Annotated in this window: 10 protein-coding genes; 4 read left to right on the plus strand and 6 right to left on the minus strand. The window is 76.0% G+C overall.

Annotation, left to right across the window (positions count from 1 at the left end; genetic code table 11):
- Positions 1–64 precede the first annotated feature (64 nt).
- The 4 genes from ACI79O_RS15980 (at position 65) to ACI79O_RS15995 (ending at position 5,943) form a co-directional block, all read left to right on the plus strand.
- Entirely contained in the window at positions 65–730 is a 666-nt protein-coding gene (locus ACI79O_RS15980; RefSeq protein ID WP_456890494.1) for an ACT domain-containing protein, read from the plus strand.
- A gap of 151 nt (positions 731–881) precedes the next feature.
- Complete coding sequence (locus tag ACI79O_RS15985) at positions 882–2,843, plus strand: DUF222 domain-containing protein (protein WP_456914633.1); 1,962 nt, start codon at positions 882–884, stop codon at positions 2,841–2,843.
- 264 nt (positions 2,844–3,107) lie between these two features.
- Positions 3,108–4,379, plus strand: coding sequence for a nucleotide disphospho-sugar-binding domain-containing protein (locus ACI79O_RS15990; RefSeq protein WP_456914634.1), 1,272 nt, complete (start codon positions 3,108–3,110; stop codon positions 4,377–4,379).
- 832 nt (positions 4,380–5,211) lie between these two features.
- Positions 5,212–5,943, plus strand: a complete 732-nt coding sequence (locus ACI79O_RS15995) for a class I SAM-dependent DNA methyltransferase (protein WP_456914635.1) — start codon at positions 5,212–5,214, stop codon at positions 5,941–5,943.
- Between the two features lie 6 nt (positions 5,944–5,949).
- Here ACI79O_RS15995 and ligA read toward each other — a convergent pair whose 3' ends face one another.
- The 6 genes from ligA to ACI79O_RS16025 form a co-directional block, all read right to left on the minus strand.
- Positions 5,950–8,100 carry an NAD-dependent DNA ligase LigA gene (ligA, locus tag ACI79O_RS16000; RefSeq protein WP_456914636.1) on the minus strand — a complete coding sequence of 717 codons (2,151 nt, stop codon included), beginning with the start codon at positions 8,098–8,100 and terminating at the stop codon, positions 5,950–5,952.
- A 60-nt stretch (positions 8,101–8,160) separates the two neighbouring features.
- Positions 8,161–9,186, minus strand: a complete 1,026-nt coding sequence (locus ACI79O_RS16005; RefSeq protein ID WP_456914637.1) for a methionine synthase — start codon at positions 9,184–9,186, stop codon at positions 8,161–8,163.
- A gap of 57 nt (positions 9,187–9,243) precedes the next feature.
- Complete coding sequence (locus ACI79O_RS16010) at positions 9,244–11,055, minus strand: bifunctional metallophosphatase/5'-nucleotidase (RefSeq protein WP_456914638.1); 1,812 nt, start codon at positions 11,053–11,055, stop codon at positions 9,244–9,246.
- 103 nt (positions 11,056–11,158) lie between these two features.
- Complete coding sequence (gene mnmA, locus ACI79O_RS16015; protein WP_456890486.1) at positions 11,159–12,226, minus strand: tRNA 2-thiouridine(34) synthase MnmA; 1,068 nt, start codon at positions 12,224–12,226, stop codon at positions 11,159–11,161.
- A complete protein-coding gene (locus tag ACI79O_RS16020) occupies positions 12,226–13,413 on the minus strand; it encodes a cysteine desulfurase family protein (protein WP_456890485.1) in 1,188 nt (395 codons plus the stop codon). Before ACI79O_RS16020 ends, mnmA begins: the two co-directional genes overlap by 1 nt.
- 9 nt (positions 13,414–13,422) lie before the next feature.
- Positions 13,423–14,805 (minus strand): MFS transporter, encoded by a 1,383-nt coding sequence (locus ACI79O_RS16025; RefSeq protein ID WP_456914639.1) that lies wholly within the window; start codon positions 14,803–14,805, stop codon positions 13,423–13,425.
- Positions 14,806–14,935: the final 130 nt, after the last annotated feature.

Here is a 14,935-nt window from a genome sequence, read left to right on the forward strand (position 1 = left end):
AAGCTGCTCCGGCACACCGATCGACGCGGATCGTCTGCCCCTCGACGTCGTCAGCGGAGGAACCGTGTCCTATCTCCTGCGACTGGTCGTCCCCGACCGCCCCGGCCTGCTCGGCGCGGTGGCGACCGCCCTGGGCGACGCGGGGGTCGACATCGTCTCCCTCGACGTGCTGGAGCGCGGCGGTGGCGTGGCCGTCGACGACGTCGTCGTCGACCTGCCGCCCGGCCGGCTGCCCGACAGCCTCATCACCGCCGCGCAGGCGGTGCCCGGCGTGCAGGTCGAGTCCCTACGGCCCTTCGCCGGCCCGCTCGACACCCACCGCGAGCTCGACCTGCTCGAGGCGCTGGCGCGCTCGGCGGAGGGCACCGCGGTGAAGCTGCTCGCCGCGGAGCTGCCGCGGGTGTTCCACGGCAGCTGGGCGGCGGTGCTGCGCGCACCCGACGGCGCGTGCGAGGTCCTCGCGGCCTCCGACGCCGCCCCGGCCTTCGAGGACCTCGCGCTGCCGTGGCTGCCGCTCACCTCGCCCCGGCTGCTGCCGAGCGAGGACGACTGGCTGCCCGAGCGCTGGCGGGAGATGGCGATCGAGATGATGGCGGCCCCCTTCGGCGACCCGGGCACCGCCGTGGTCCTCGGTCGCTCGGGCGGACCGGCGTTCCGCCGCTCGGAGCTGCTGCGCCTGGCACACCTCACGGGGATCGCGACGACGGTCGCCCACCTGCCGCCGGCCTGAACACTGGCGATGTCGGTCCCGCGGACCGGCGTCCTCGCGGGGGTCGTGGCCACGGTCGGCCACCTCCCGCCGACCTGGACCCGGCTCTGAGCTGCACCTTTCCTGTCCACAGGACTTGATCGACACCCCGCTCGAACGTATGATCGACTACGTGACGGCGGCCTCCTCCCCGGTGCTCGACGCGCCCGCCCCCGCGGTGGGGTGGGCGTCGGGGCCGCTGGGGGCGGTGCAGGCCGCCGACCGGGAGATCGCCCGGCAGACCGCGCTGCGGGCCCGGGCGGTGGCCGCGTTCGCCGCATCCCGGCCGTCGTCGGCCGACCGGCCGCAAGGCTCGCCGGGAGCGATGGCCGCCGACCGGTGGGCCGCCCGTCCTGACCTGCTCCGGCCGGTGAGCGAGTGGGCCACCGACGAGCTGGCCGTGGCGCTTTCGGTGTCGACGCAGGCCGCGCAGCTGCTGCTGGAGCGGTCGCTGACCCTGGTGCACCGGCTGCCGGGCACGCTGGCCGCGCTGGAGGCCGGGGCGCTGCACGTCGGGCACCTGGGCCCGCTGCTCGACAAGGTCGCCCCGATCACCGACGCCGCGTTGCGCACCGCGATCGAGCGGGATCTGCTCGCCTGGGCCGCCGGGCGGCACACCACGCCGGGGCAGCTGGGCGACAAGGCCCGCCGGGAGCTGCTCACGCGCACCGCCCGCACCGCCGCCGATGACCTGCTGCGCGCGGTGCGGAAGCGCGGGGTGTCGGCCGGTCCGGACCGGGTCGAGGGGATGAGCGTGGTCTCGGCGCTGCTGACCACCCCCGAGGCCGCCGCCCTGCTCGCCGCCCTCGGTGCGTACGCCGACGCGCTGCCCGCCGACGGCCGCAGCCGGGGGCAGAAGATGGCCGACTGCCTGCTGGACCTGGTGCTCCGCCCGGGCGAGTCCGGGCTGCCGCCGGTGCAGGTGACGCTGACCGTGGTCGCTCCGGTCGGGGCGCTGCGGGGCGGGGACGCCGCGTGCGAGGTCGACGGGCAGGTGGTGCCCGCCGAGCTGGTCCGGGCGCTGCTGGCCGCCCTCACCGGCCACCGGGCCGCCGCCGACGCCCCCGCGACCGACATGGAGCCGGCCGACATGGAGCCGGCCGACACGGAGCCGACCGACCCGGATCTGACCAAGACAGGGCCGAGCGACCCGGAGCCGACCGATCCGGAGCCGACTGCCACGGACCCGAAGCCGGCCTCCGGCGGGGACGACGTCCTGGGCTGGGAGGCGCGGCAGCAAGCCGAACTGGAGGCCTGGTGGGCGCAGATGGAACGCCGGGTGCTGGCCGGCGAGTTCGACGCCGAACCAGCCCCCTGCTACGTCGACGACGAGCCACCTGACCACCTCTACGGCCCACCACCGGACCCCGGCGACGCCCCGTCACCCTGCACTTCTCCCGACCCTGGCGACGCTGCGTGTCCCGAGAGCTGGTGGGCGCGCGCCGACCGCGCCGTCCACGACGCCAGTGCTGCCCTGCTCGGGCTGGAGCGCGCCCTGGGCCATGCCCGCCGCACGGTGGCCACCGCGCGGCGCGCCGACACCACCGACGAGGCCACCTGGGCACGCAGCCCGGCCGGCCGGGTGAGCGCCGCCCCCGACGCGCTGACCGCGCTCACCGCGGCCACCGACACCGCCCGCGCCGACCTGGCCGCGCTGCTCGCCGCCACCGCCGGGGGCGGGCTGGCCGACCGGCCCCGCATCGCACTCACCCATGCTCTGACCGGTGCGCTGCTGGCCCTCACCGACCTGCCCGCCCTGCACCGCGCCGCCCGCACCGGCACCGGGCTCGGCGCCCCTGCCGCCGCCGCCGGCTACCGGCCGAGCGTCGCGCTGGACCGGCACGTCCGCGCCCGCGACCGCCGCTGCCGCTTCCCCGGCTGCCGCCGCCGCGTCCCCCGCGGCGGCGAGCTCGACCACGCGGTTTCCTGGCCGGCCGGACCCACCACCGCGGCCAACCTCACCGGCTACTGCACCGGCCACCACCGCGGCAAGCACCAGGCCCCCGGCTGGACCCACACCCTCGCCCCCGACGGCACCCTCACCGTCACCACACCCACCGGGCTCACCGCCGCCACCACCCCACCGCCCTACTGAGGCAAATCCTGCCGGTCGCAGGCGCCACCACCCTCGAAGGCGGCCCGTGAGACGTGTGGCGCCTCCCGGCTGGACGGTTCGGTTCCGGCTCCGGCGATGGCCTGAGGTCGCCCCCTCGGGCAAGGCTGTGGAGGGGAGGGAGAGACGGCGACGCGGTCGCGGTGCTCACAGCGCGTGCGCCGACCCCCTGCGCGACGAGCGCCTTCTCAGCCGAGCACCGGGACGGGATGCTGGCGGCCCGCCCCGAGACCAGGACGGTGTGACATGGCACGACGGCATCCCGGCCGGTTCCTCCTGGCAGCGATCGACGGCGGTGGCACCCTGCCGCCGGCCCTGGGGCTCGCGGGCGAACTCGTCCGGCGGGGTCACACCGTGGAGGTCCTGGGTGACCCGACGGCCGAGAAGTCCGCGAGAGCGGCCGGCTGCGGATTCACCACCTGGCCGACTGCGCCGCGCATCGACACGATCGCGGACCAGACGGCGCTGATCCAGGAACTCGAGCGCGGCAACCCGCTGCGCCAGCTCGCCGCCGCGCGGGACCGGATCCTCGTGGGGCCCGCGGCTCGTTTCGCCGACGACGTGGTCGCCGCCGCAGTAGCGCTCCGGGTGGACGCCGTGCTGGCCGACGCCCTCCCCGGGCTGCTCATCGGCGCCCAGGCGACCGCACTGCCCACGGCCGCACTGATGGCGAACGTCTACCTGCGCCCGACCCCCGGGTTGCCCGTGATGCTGTCGGGGTGGATGCCCGGGCGAGGCCCGGTCGGGCGGACCCGGGACGCCCTCATGCGGAGTGCCCTGCGGCTGGTGTCCGCACGGGTCGTGCCCGGCCTCAACGCCGCGCTCGCGGCGCACGAACTCGCGCCGGTGCGGAACACGTTCGAGTTGCTCGACCGCTGTCGTGCGGTGCTCGTGATGACCAGCCCGTCGTTCGACTTCCAGTCGCCGCACATCCCCGCCAACGTCCACTTCGTGGGCCCGCAACTGGACGACCCTGACTGGGCGGCGAACGGTGACTGGCGACCCGAGGGCGGCGACCCGCTGGTGCTGGTCGCGACCAGTTCCGTCTTCCAGGACCAGATCGGCCTGCTGCGCCGTGTGGTCGACGCCTTGGGTCGGCTGCCGGTGCGAGGCCTGGTCACCACCGGTCGGGCGGTCGATCCGGTCGACGTCCCCGCCCCCGGCAACGTACGGGTCGTCCGGGCCGCGCCGCACCGGGCGGTCCTCTCCGAGGCCGCCGTCGTCGTGACCCATGCCGGTCACGGCAGCGTGCTCAAGGCGCTGGCGTCGGGGGTGCCGCTGATCTGCATGCCGATGGGCCGGGACCAGAAGGACAACACCCTGCGCGTGCTGCGCATCGGCGCGGGGGTGCGGGTGGCGGAGGACGCCCCCGCGGACCGGGTCGCCGCCGCTGTTCAGCAGGTTCTGGACGATCCCGCCTACCGCACGGCGGCGCGGCGTTTCGCCGACACACTGGCGGAGGAGGCGCGGACCCGTCCGAGTGCGGCCGACCGCGCTGAAGCGCTGCTCCTCGGCTGAGCGGGATCGGCGAGGCCGGCAGGCGGAACCGGACTCACTCCTCCGTCAGTCGATCCCGCGTCCCTCGGTGGGCCGCTCGGGGACACGGGCCGGCGTCGGGGGGAGCTCGTCACCGAGACCCTGCAGCGCTGGTCAGCGCCGCCCTCGATCACCACCGTCCGGCCGTGACGCAGGACGTCCGAGCACCGCTCCACCTGCCCAGCGCTGCTGTCCTCGGCGAGCTCGGGCCCTACCTCGGAGCGGTGGGGGCGGTCGCCCTCTTCGGCACCCCTGCCGAGGTCGCCGTCCCGATCACGCGTCGCCTGCGCCGGCGGTCAGGGGTGTCGGCTGCCCCCGGCCTGATGAACCTGCTCAACGGGATCATCGCCCTGGGAGCGGCGCGTCACCTGCGCCGGCATCCGGCGCAGTGGCAGCGATGGAGGCAGGCTGACACTCCACGATGGGCCGTGATCGCGGGCCTCGTCCACCTGACGCTGTCACCTGCGGCAGCAGCCCGCTCGGAGCGGGCCGTGGTCCTCCGTGGACGGTCTCCGCTGTGGGGAGGGTTCGTCTCGCCCATCGGAGTGCTCCAGATCTCGCTGGTGATCGTGGGCCTGTACCGGGCGCGCAGAGCGGGGTCCGCCCAGGCGAGCGGGAGGGCCGAGCAGGACTCCAGCACCGCCCCTGGACCCCCTGGCCCACAGTCCACCGCTGACGGACACGACGAGCAGGGCTCAGAATCTGCCCACCGCCCTCGAACGCGTCACCACCCCACTGCCCCACTGACCTCGGCGACGGGCACGACAGCGGAAACCGGTGGCGCCGGAGCGAGCCCGACCGGCACCGTGGCGCCATGGCCGTCGACCACTTCGCCGGGGCCGTCGCCGAGCGCTACGACGCGGCGTCGGCCGAGATGTTCGACCCGGCGGTGATCGGACCGGCCGTCGACCTGCTCGCCGGCCTCGCCGGCGACGGCGCCGCCCTCGAGCTCGGCATCGGCACCGGCCGCCTGGCGCTGCCGCTGCAGGAGCGCGGTGTCTCCGTGCACGGCATCGACCTGTCGCCGGACATGGTCGCCCGGCTGCGCACCAAGCCCGGCGGGGCGCCGATCCCGGTCACCGTCGGCGACTTCGCGTCCGCGATCGTCGACGACACCTTCACGCTCGTCTACCTGGTCTTCAACACGGTGATGAACCTGACCAGCCAGGACGAGCAGGTCGCCTGCTTCGTCAACGCGGCCCGGCACCTGCGCGCGGGCGGGCACTTCGTCGTCGAGGTCGGCGTCCCCGACCTGCAGCGGCTGCCCCCGGGCGAGCGGGCGCGGCCGTTCCGGCTGTCACCGACCCGGCTCGGCTTCGACGAGTACGACGTGGCCGAGCAGCGGCTGGTCTCGCACCACTACACCGTCACCGACGGGCGCCTGGAGGTCGTCTCGGTGCCGTTCCGCTACGTGTGGCCCGCGGAGCTCGACCTCATGGCGCGCCTGGCCGGCCTCGCCCTCGCGGCCCGCTGGGAGGACTGGCACCGCCGGCCGTTCACGAACGACAGCCGGTCGCACGTCTCGGTCTGGCAGAAGCCCGCCTGACCGGCGTCACTCCCCCGCCGGCTCGCTGCCGCCGCCGATGGTGGCCACCGCGCGGGCGGCCTCGGGGCCCTCGTCGAGCAGCACGCGCAGCCCGTCGTCGTCGAGGATCGGCACCTTCGCCTGGACGGCCTTGTCGTACTTGCTGCCCGGGTCGGCGCCGACGACGACGAAGCCGGTCTTCTTCGACACCGAGCCGGTGACCTTGCCGCCGCGCTCCTGCACCGCGGCGATGGCCTGGTCGCGGGAGAGGTCGCGCAGCGAGCCGGTGATGACCACGGTGGTGCCGGTCAGCGGCCCGGGCGGGGCGTCCTCACCGGCGTCGGCCAGCCGCACCCCGGCCCGCCGCCACTTCTCCACCACCCCCCGGTGCCAGTCGACGGCGAACCAGTCGCGCACCGAGCGGGCGATCGTGGGACCCACGCCGTCGGCCGCCGCCAGCTCCTCCTCCGACGCGGCCGTGATCCGGTCCAGCGAGCGGAAGTCACGGGCCAGCGCCTGGGCGGCGGTCGGCCCCACGTGCCGGATCGACAGCGCCACCAGCACCCGCCACAGCGGGACGTCCTTGCGGGCCTGCAGGTTGGCCAGCAGCCGCTGCCCGTTGGCCGACAGGGTGCCGTCCTTCTTGGTGAAGAAGCTCGTCCGCGACAGCGCCTCCTCGGTGAGGTCGAAGACGTCGCCCTCGTCCTCGAGCAGCCGCTCGGCCAGCAGCGCGATGGCCGCCTCGTAGCCGAGCACCTCGATGTCGAACGCGCCCCGGCCGGCCATGTGGAACACCCGCTCCCGCAGCTGCGCCGGGCAGGACCGGGCGTTGGGGCAGCGGATGTCGGCGTCGCCCTCCTTCTCGTGCCGCAGCTCGGTGCCGCACTCGGGGCAGTGGGTCGGCATCACGAACTCGCGCTCGTCGCCGGTCCGCGCGGCGACCACCGGTCCGAGGATCTCGGGGATGACGTCACCGGCCTTGCGGATGACGACGGTGTCGCCGATGAGGACGCCCTTGCGCTTGACCTCGCTGGCGTTGTGCAGGGTGGCCAGCTGCACGGTGGACCCGGCGACCTTGACCGGCTCCATGTAGCCGAACGGCGTCACCCGGCCGGTGCGCCCGACGTTGACCCGGATGTCGAGGAGCTTGGTGGTCGCCTCCTCCGGCGGGTACTTGAACGCGATGGCCCACCGCGGCGCCCGCGCCGTCGAGCCCAGCCGCCGCTGCAGGGCGACCTGGTCGACCTTGACGACGACGCCGTCGATCTCGTGCTCGACCGAGTGCCGCTGCTCCCGGTAGCGCTCGATGTAGGCCCGCACCGCCTCGAGGTCGTCGACCACCTCGAACCGGTCGCTGACCGGCAGGCCGAGCGCGCGCAGCCGCTCGTAGGCCTCCGACTGCCGCTCGGTCTCGAAGCCGCGGCGGGCGCCGAGGCCGTGCACGACCAGCCGCAGCGGCCGGGAGGCGGTGATCCGCGGGTCCTTCTGCCGCAGCGACCCGGCCGCGGCGTTGCGCGGGTTCGCGAAGGGCGCCTTGCCCTGCTCGACCATGCCGGCGTTGACCTCGGCGAAGCCGCTCACCGGGAAGTAGATCTCGCCGCGGACCTCGATCAGCTCGGGCGGGTCGTCGCCGGTGAGCTGCTGCGGGACGTCGTCCATCGTGCGGACGTTGGCGGTCACGTCCTCGCCCGTCGTCCCGTCACCGCGGGTGGCCGCGCGCACCAGCCGGCCGCGCTCGTACACCAGCGCCACCGCGACGCCGTCGACCTTGAGCTCGCACAGCCACGCCACACCGGCGCCGGCGTCGCGCGCCACCCGGCTCGCCCAGGCCGACAGCTCGTCCCCGTCGAAGACGTTGTCCAGGCTCTGCATCCGCTCCAGGTGCGCGACCGGGGCGAACGTGGCGGTGAACCCGCCGTTGACCTTCTGGCTCGGCGAGTCGGGGGTGACCAGCGCCGGGTGCTCGGCCTCGATGGCCTTGAGCTCGGCCATGAGCTCGTCGTACTGGCCGTCGCTCACCAGCGGCTCGTCGCGCACGTAGTAGGCGAATGCGTAGCGGTCGAGCTCCTCCGAGAGGTCCCGGTGCCGCGTGCGCGCGTCGTCGGGGACCTCGGTGAGGTCCTCCCGGTCGGCGACCGCGGCGACCTGCGGGGTGTCCAGCTCGGCGTCCGTGCTCACGCCGTCGACCGTATCCGCCGGGTACGACGCCGACCCCTGCACTGCCCGATCGGGTGTCGGTCACTCCGGCAGCAGGTACCGGGCCGCCTCGCGGACGTGCGCCATGGCCGCGCGGGCGTACGCGGGGCTCGCCCCGGCCAGGCCGCACGACGGGGTGAGGGTGACCGCCCGGTGCAGGTCGTCGGCGGGGAACCCCAGCTCGCGCCACCAGGCCCGCAGCCGCGAGGCCGTCGCCTTCGGCGCGGGCAGCGGCGCGTCGGTGCCGGGCACGACACCGGCGAACAGCTGGGTGCCGGCCTCCACGGCGGTCCCCAGTGCGTCGAGGTCCTGCACCAGCCCGAGGTCGAACGACAGCGCGGCGGCGCCCGCCGCGCGCAGCAGGTCCAGCGGCGCCCGGTTGACGCAACAGTGCACGACGACCGGCCCGGGGACCGCCGCGACGACGGCGGCCAGCTCGCTCTCGACGTCGGGCGCGTCGACGGCGGGCAGCCGGCCGAACCCGCTCGCCGTCGGCAGGCCGCCCTGCAGCACCGCGGGCAGGGACGGCTCGTCGAGCTGGACGACCACCCGCGCCCCCGGGACACGGGCGGCGACGGCGGCGACGTGCGCGGCGACGCCCTCCGCCAGCGACTGACCCAGGTCGCGCCGGGCGCCGGGGTCGACCACCGCCCGTTCTCCGCGCTCCCGCTCCAGCCCGGCGGCCAGCGTCCAGGGACCGGCGGCCTGCACCTTGAGCGGCCCGCGGTGGTCCGCGGCGACGTCGTGCAGGGCGTCGAGGTCGCGGGCCAGCAGCTCCTGCGCCCGCCGCAGGTCGATGCCGGGGCGCGGCACCAGCCGCCACCCGGCCGGGGTCAGGTCGACGGCGAGGTCGACCAGCAGGGCCGCGCTGCGCCCGATCAGGTCCGCACCCGGACCGCGGGCGGGCAGCTCGGGCAGGTGCGGCAGCTCGGGCAGCTCGCCGAGGACGACCCGCAGCGCCTCGGCCGGGTCGGTCCCGGGCAGCGACCCGACGCCCGAGGCCGGCCCCCACGGTGCGGGGACCGGCCTCGGGTCGGGGTTGGTCTCGGGCTCGGTCGGGGTGGCCACGGCGGCGACGCTAGTACCGCCGCCGCCGTGCCCCGGCCGCCCGGGTCGTGCGGTCGGTCAGATGGCCGTGCCGTGGTTGGCGGCCGGCGGGCTGACCGGGGAGTTGGCCTCGAAGTAGGCCACCAGCGCGTCGACGTCGACCGGTCCGACGGTCAGGCCCGTCCCGCCGGTGAACGCGGTGAACGAGTCACCGCCCGCGGTCAGGAACGAGTTGGCGACGACGCGGTAGGAGGCGGCCGGGTCGACGCGGACGCCGTCGATGCTGATCGAGGTGTCGACCACCCGCTCGCCGTAGGGCAGGTCGAGGTCGTAGGTGTAGGCGAAGCCCTCGGAGGTGCCCAGGACCAGCTGGCTGTTGCGCGGGCCGCCGGGTGCCTGGAACTGCTGCTCCAGCACGTCGTCGATCTGCGCGCCGGTCAGCGTGATCGCGTTGACCGTGTTGCCGAAGGGCTGGACGGCGAACAGCTCGCCGAAGGTCACGTCGCCGGCCTCGATGTTCGCGCGGACCCCGCCGGGGTTCATGAACGCCACGACCGGGAAGCCGAACTGCTCCTGCTGCATCGCCTGCAGCTGGGCCTCCGCGACGAGGTTGCCGATGGGCTGCTCGGCGCGGCGCTGGGCCGACACCGAGTTGCCGATGGAGGCGGTCGCCTCGCCGACGACGACGTTGCGGGTCTCGGCGGCGCGGGCGTTCCAGTAGTCGACGATCGACTGCACCTCGGGATCGGCGGCCTCGCGGGTCACCGGCACGTTGGTCGCCGAGTAGGTGGCGGAGCGGACGACGTCGCCGGTGGTGCGACTGATCGTCAGCCGGATGTCGGTGAGCAGCCGGCCGTAGAAGCCGGCCTGGGTGACCAGCCGCGGCTGGCCGCTCGGGTCGGTGAGCCGGCAGTTGTAGGCGGTGTGGCTGTGCGCGCTGACGATGAGGTCGACCGCCGCGGAGGTGCGGGCGTTGATGTCGACGATCGGGCCGGTCAGGCCGGTGCAGTTGTCCACCGCGGGTGCGGCGTTCGGGTCGGTGACCGCGCCGCCCTCGTGGACCAGCACGCCGATCGCCTCGATGCCCTGGCGCTTCAGCTCCGGCACCCAGCGGTTGACCGCCTCGGCCTCGTCGATGAAGGTCACGTCGGCCACGCCGTCGGGCGAGACGATGGTCGGGGTGGTCTCGGTGACGACGCCGATGAGCGCGATCCGCTGGTCGGCCGGGGTCCGGAACACCTGGTACGGCGGCAGCATCGGCTGGCCGGTCGCCTTGTCGATCACGTTGGCGGCCAGGTACGGGAACTCGGCGCCGTGGAAGGCGTGCTCGCCCTCGCCGAAGCAGCCGTCGACGCCCGGGGTGATGCCCTCGCAGGCGGTCACGTCGTCGCTGAAGGTGCCGTCGGTGGCTCCGGAGACGCGCCGCAGCTCCTCGGTGCCCCGGTCGAACTCGTGGTTGCCCACGGAGGAGACGTCGAGCCCCATGGCGTTGAGCGCCTCGATGGTCGGCTCGTCCTTGTAGACGCTCGACTCGAAGGAGGAGGCGCTGATCAGGTCGCCCGCGCCGACGAAGAACGACGTCGACGGGCCCTGCGTCGTGTCCTTGAACGTCGTCTGCAGCCGCTCGACCGTGGCGGCGACGTGCTGGGCGCCGCCGACCGGGACGGTGACGTCGTCGGCGTTGCCGTAGACGCCGTCGGGGCCGGGCGAGGTGGCCAGCGACCCGTCGGCGCCGCCCTGCGGGGTGATGCGGCCGTGGAAGTCGTTCATCGCCAGCAGCTGGACGGTGACGTCCTTGGGCGCGGCCTGCGCGGCGGCGGGGACGGCCAGCAGACCGGCCGTGGTCGCCACCGCGACGGCGGCGGCCAGGGGGTAGCGCGTTCGGCGCAAGGGGGTCCTCCGGAGGACGTGCGGGGAGTGGCTCGCCGGACACCGTAGGTGACGAACCGTTCCGACACCAGACCTCTCCGGTGACCGTCCGGCGGCGTCCGGGTCAGCCGGCGACGGCCCCCTGGCCCAGCACCAGGTCACCGCGGACCGGGTCGGGCGCGTAGAGGACGGCCGACTGCCCGGGGGCGACGCCGCGCTGAGCCTCCGCGAGCGCGAGCACCAGCCCGCCGTCGGCTCCGGCGCTCACCTCGCAGGCGACCGGCGCCGCGTGCGCCCGCAGCTGCACCTCGGCCCGCAGTGGCAGCCGCGGGGCCGGGCCGGTCCAGGTGGGCGGGCCGGTGCGGACGACGTCGACGCCGGCGAGGTCGGCGGTCCCGACGGTCACCGTGCGCGTGACCGGCTCGATGGACAGCACGTACCGCGGCCGCTGGTCCCCGACGGCGACGCCGAGGCCGCGCCGCTGCCCCACGGTGAACCCGTGGGTGCCCTCGTGCGTGCCCAGGGTGGCGCCCGTGGCGGCGTCGACGACCGGACCCGGCCGCGCGCCCAGCCGCCGGGTGAGGAAGCCGCGGGTGTCGCCGTCGGGGATGAAGCAGATGTCGTGCGAGTCGGGCTTGCCGGCCACGGCGAACCCGCGCTCGGCGGCGAGGGCGCGCACCCGCTCCTTGGTCATCGAGCCCAGGGGGAACACCGCCCCGGCCAGCTGCCCCGCGGTGAGCACCCCGAGCACGTAGGACTGGTCCTTGGCCGCGTCCACCGAGCGGCGCAGCTGCCCGTCCTCGAGCCGCGCGTGGTGGCCGGTGACGACCGCGTCGAAGCCCAGCGCCCGCGCCCGGTCGAGCACCGCGGTGAACTTGATCCGCTCGTTGCAGCGCAGGCACGGGTTGGGCGTGCGGCCGGCCGCGTACCCGGCGACGAAGTCGTCGACGACGTCCTCGGTGAACCGCTCGGCGAGGTCCCAGACGTAGAACGGGATGCCCAGCTCGTCGGCGACCCGGCGGGCGTCGTGGGCGTCCTCGACGCTGCAGCAGCCGCGGGCGCCGCTGCGCAGCGTCTGCCGGTCCGGCGAGAGCGCCAGGTGCACGCCGGTGACGTCGTGGCCGGCGTCGACGGCCAGCGCGGCGGCGACGGCGGAGTCCACTCCCCCGCTCATCGCGGCGAGGACGCGCACTACCGCCCCAGCCCGGCGCGGCGGGCGCGCTCTACCACGGGCGCGATCACGGCCAGCAGCGCGTCGACGTCGGCGTCGGTGCTCGTCGAGCCGAGGCTGAACCGCAGCGAGCTGCGCGCCCGGCCGGCCTCCGCCCCGATGGCGGTGAGCACGTGGCTGGGCCGCGCGACGCCGGCGCTGCAGGCCGAGCCGGTCGAGCACTCGATGCCGCGGGCGTCGAGCAGCATGAGCAGCGCATCGCCCTCGGCGCCGGGGAAGGACAGGTGGGCGTTGCCCGGCAGCCGGCCGGGCTCCCCGGCGACGACGTCGTCCAGCGGGGCGCCGTTGAGCTGCGCGTCGGGGACCTGCTCGAGCACGCCGGCCACCAGCCGGTCGCGCAGCACCGTGAGCCGCGCGGCCCGCTCGGGCCGGGAGCGCACGGCCGTGGTGGCCGCGACGGCGAGGCCCACGATGGCCGGGACGTCGAGGGTGCCCGAGCGGACGTCGCGCTCCTGGCCGCCGCCGTGCAGCAGCGGCATGCACTCGGCGTCGCGCCGCAGCAGCAGCGCCCCGGCGCCCATCGGCCCGCCCAGCTTGTGCCCGGTCACGGTGAGCGCGTCGACGCCGCTGGCGGCGAAGTCGACCGGCACCTGGCCCACCGCCTGGACCGCGTCGGTGTGCAGCGGCACGCCCACGCCGTGCGCCACGTCGGCCAGGGCGGCGACGTCGCTGACCGTGCCGATCTCGTTGTTGGCCCACATCACGCTGGCCACCGCGACGTCGGAGCCGTCGCCGAGCGCCTCGGCCAGCGCCCCGGGCGTGACCCGCCCGGTCGGCTCCAGGCGCACCCAGGTGACCTCGGCGCCGTCGTGCTTGGCCAGCCACTCGGCGCTGTCGAGGACGGCGTGGTGCTCGGCCGGGCTGACCACCAGCCGGCGGCGCCGCGAGTCGGCCTCCCGCCGCGCCCAGTACAGGCCCTTGACCGCCAGGTTGTCGCTCTCGGTGCCCCCGCCGGTGAACAGCACCTCCGACGGGCGGGCACCCAGCGCCTCGGCCAGCCGCTCGCGGGACTGCTCGGCGGCCCGGCGCGCGGCGCGGCCGCTGGCGTGCAGCGACGAGGCGTTGCCCACCCGGCCCCACTGCTCGGTCACGGCGGCGAGCACCTCGGGGAGCACCGGCGTGGTGGCCGCGTGGTCGAGGTAGGTCACCGGCCCAGGTTAGTCGCGCACGACGGACCTGCCCGGTCGAGCGACCGTGCGCCCGGCCACCCGGGCGCCCAGCAGCGCCGGGAGGGTCAGCACGGCGACCGCCGCGAGCACCGCGGGCCACAGCGGGCCGCCGGCGTCGGCGGCGCCGGCCACCAGGACGCCCGAGAGCCCGATGCACAGCGCCGACGCGGTCACGTCGGAGATCTGCAGGGCGGCCGAGTTGGCCCCCCGCTCGGCCTCCGGCGACTGGTCGAGCAGCAGCACCCCGACGCTCGGCATGCCCAGGCCCATGCCGACCCCCGCCAGCGCCCACGTCAGGTACGCCGGCCACCCGCCCAGCGCGGGGACGGCGATCGTCGCCGTGGCGGCCAGGCCCGTCGCCACCACCAGGCACCCGAGCCGGAGCACCCGCTGGCGCGGGACGTCCGGTCGCCGCCCCTGCAGCTGGGCGGCGACGACCCAGCCCACGGCGCCGGCGGTCAGCGGCAGCCCGGCGGTGGCCGCGCTCCACCCGTGCTGCTCGGTCAGGACGAACGGGAGCAGGGCGTCCATGCCGAAGAAGGCACCGGCCAGCAGGCCGCGCGCGGCGACGACGGCCGGGATGCCGGGGCGGGCCCGGACGGTGCCGCGCGGCAGCAGCCGGCGCAGCGCGGCGGCCAGGCCGGCCGCCGCGAGGACGGCGATGCCGACGGCGGGCAGGTCCAGCCGCTGCGCGGCGTACTGCAGCGCGGCGATGCCGCCGCCGGCCAGCAGCGCCCACGCCACCCGGCCGTACCCGCGCGGGGCCGCCGGACCGCCGGCGGGCGCCTCGCCGGGACCGGCGGTGAGCAGCAGCGCGAGGCCGGCCGCGACGAGCGGCACCAGCCCCAGGAAGACCGCCCGCCAGCCGACCGAGGTGGTCACCAGCCCGGCGGCCAGCGGCCCGACGAGCGCCGGCAGCACCCAGCCTGCCGCGAAGGCACCGAAGAGGCGGGGGCGCAGCCGGGAGGAGTAGGCCTGTCCGGCGACGACGTAGAGCAGCACGATGACCACGCCGGCCCCGAGCCCCTGCACGGCGCGGCCGAGGACGAGGACGGCCATGTGCTGGGCGAGGCCGGCGACCAGGAGGCCGGTGGCGAACACCAGCACGCCGGCGAGGACGCCCGGTCCCGGTGGCCGCCGGTCCCCCACCTCGCCGCCGAGGACCATCCCGACGACCGAGGCGACCAGGAAGGCGCTGAAGGGCCACGCGTACCAGGCGACGCCGTCGAGCTCGGCGACCGCGCGCGGCATCGCCGTCCCGACGGCCATCGCCTCGAAGGCGACCAGGGTGACGAGGGTCAGCAGGCCGATCGTCGTCTGCCGGTGGGCGGCGTCCCAGATGCTCGCCCGCTCCGGCTCCCGCCCGTCCACGTCCGCCCGTCCTCGGTCTCGGTCCCTGGAACGCGGGGGGGGGGGGGGGGGGGGGGGGGGGGGGGGGGGGGGGGGGGGGGGGGGGGGGGGGGGGGGGGGGGGGGGGGGGGGGGGGGGGGGGGGGGGGGGG

Source organism: Geodermatophilus sp. SYSU D00696 (genome assembly GCF_054050235.1).

Bases quoted from the DNA above. Each gene is read 5' to 3' on its own strand.
- ACI79O_RS15990 (WP_456914634.1), top strand. From the start codon at position 3,108: ATGGCACGACGGCATCCCGGCCGGTTCCTCCTGGCAGCGATCGACGGC.
- ACI79O_RS15995 (WP_456914635.1), top strand. From the start codon at position 5,212: ATGGCCGTCGACCACTTCGCCGGGGCCGTCGCCGAGCGCTACGACGCG.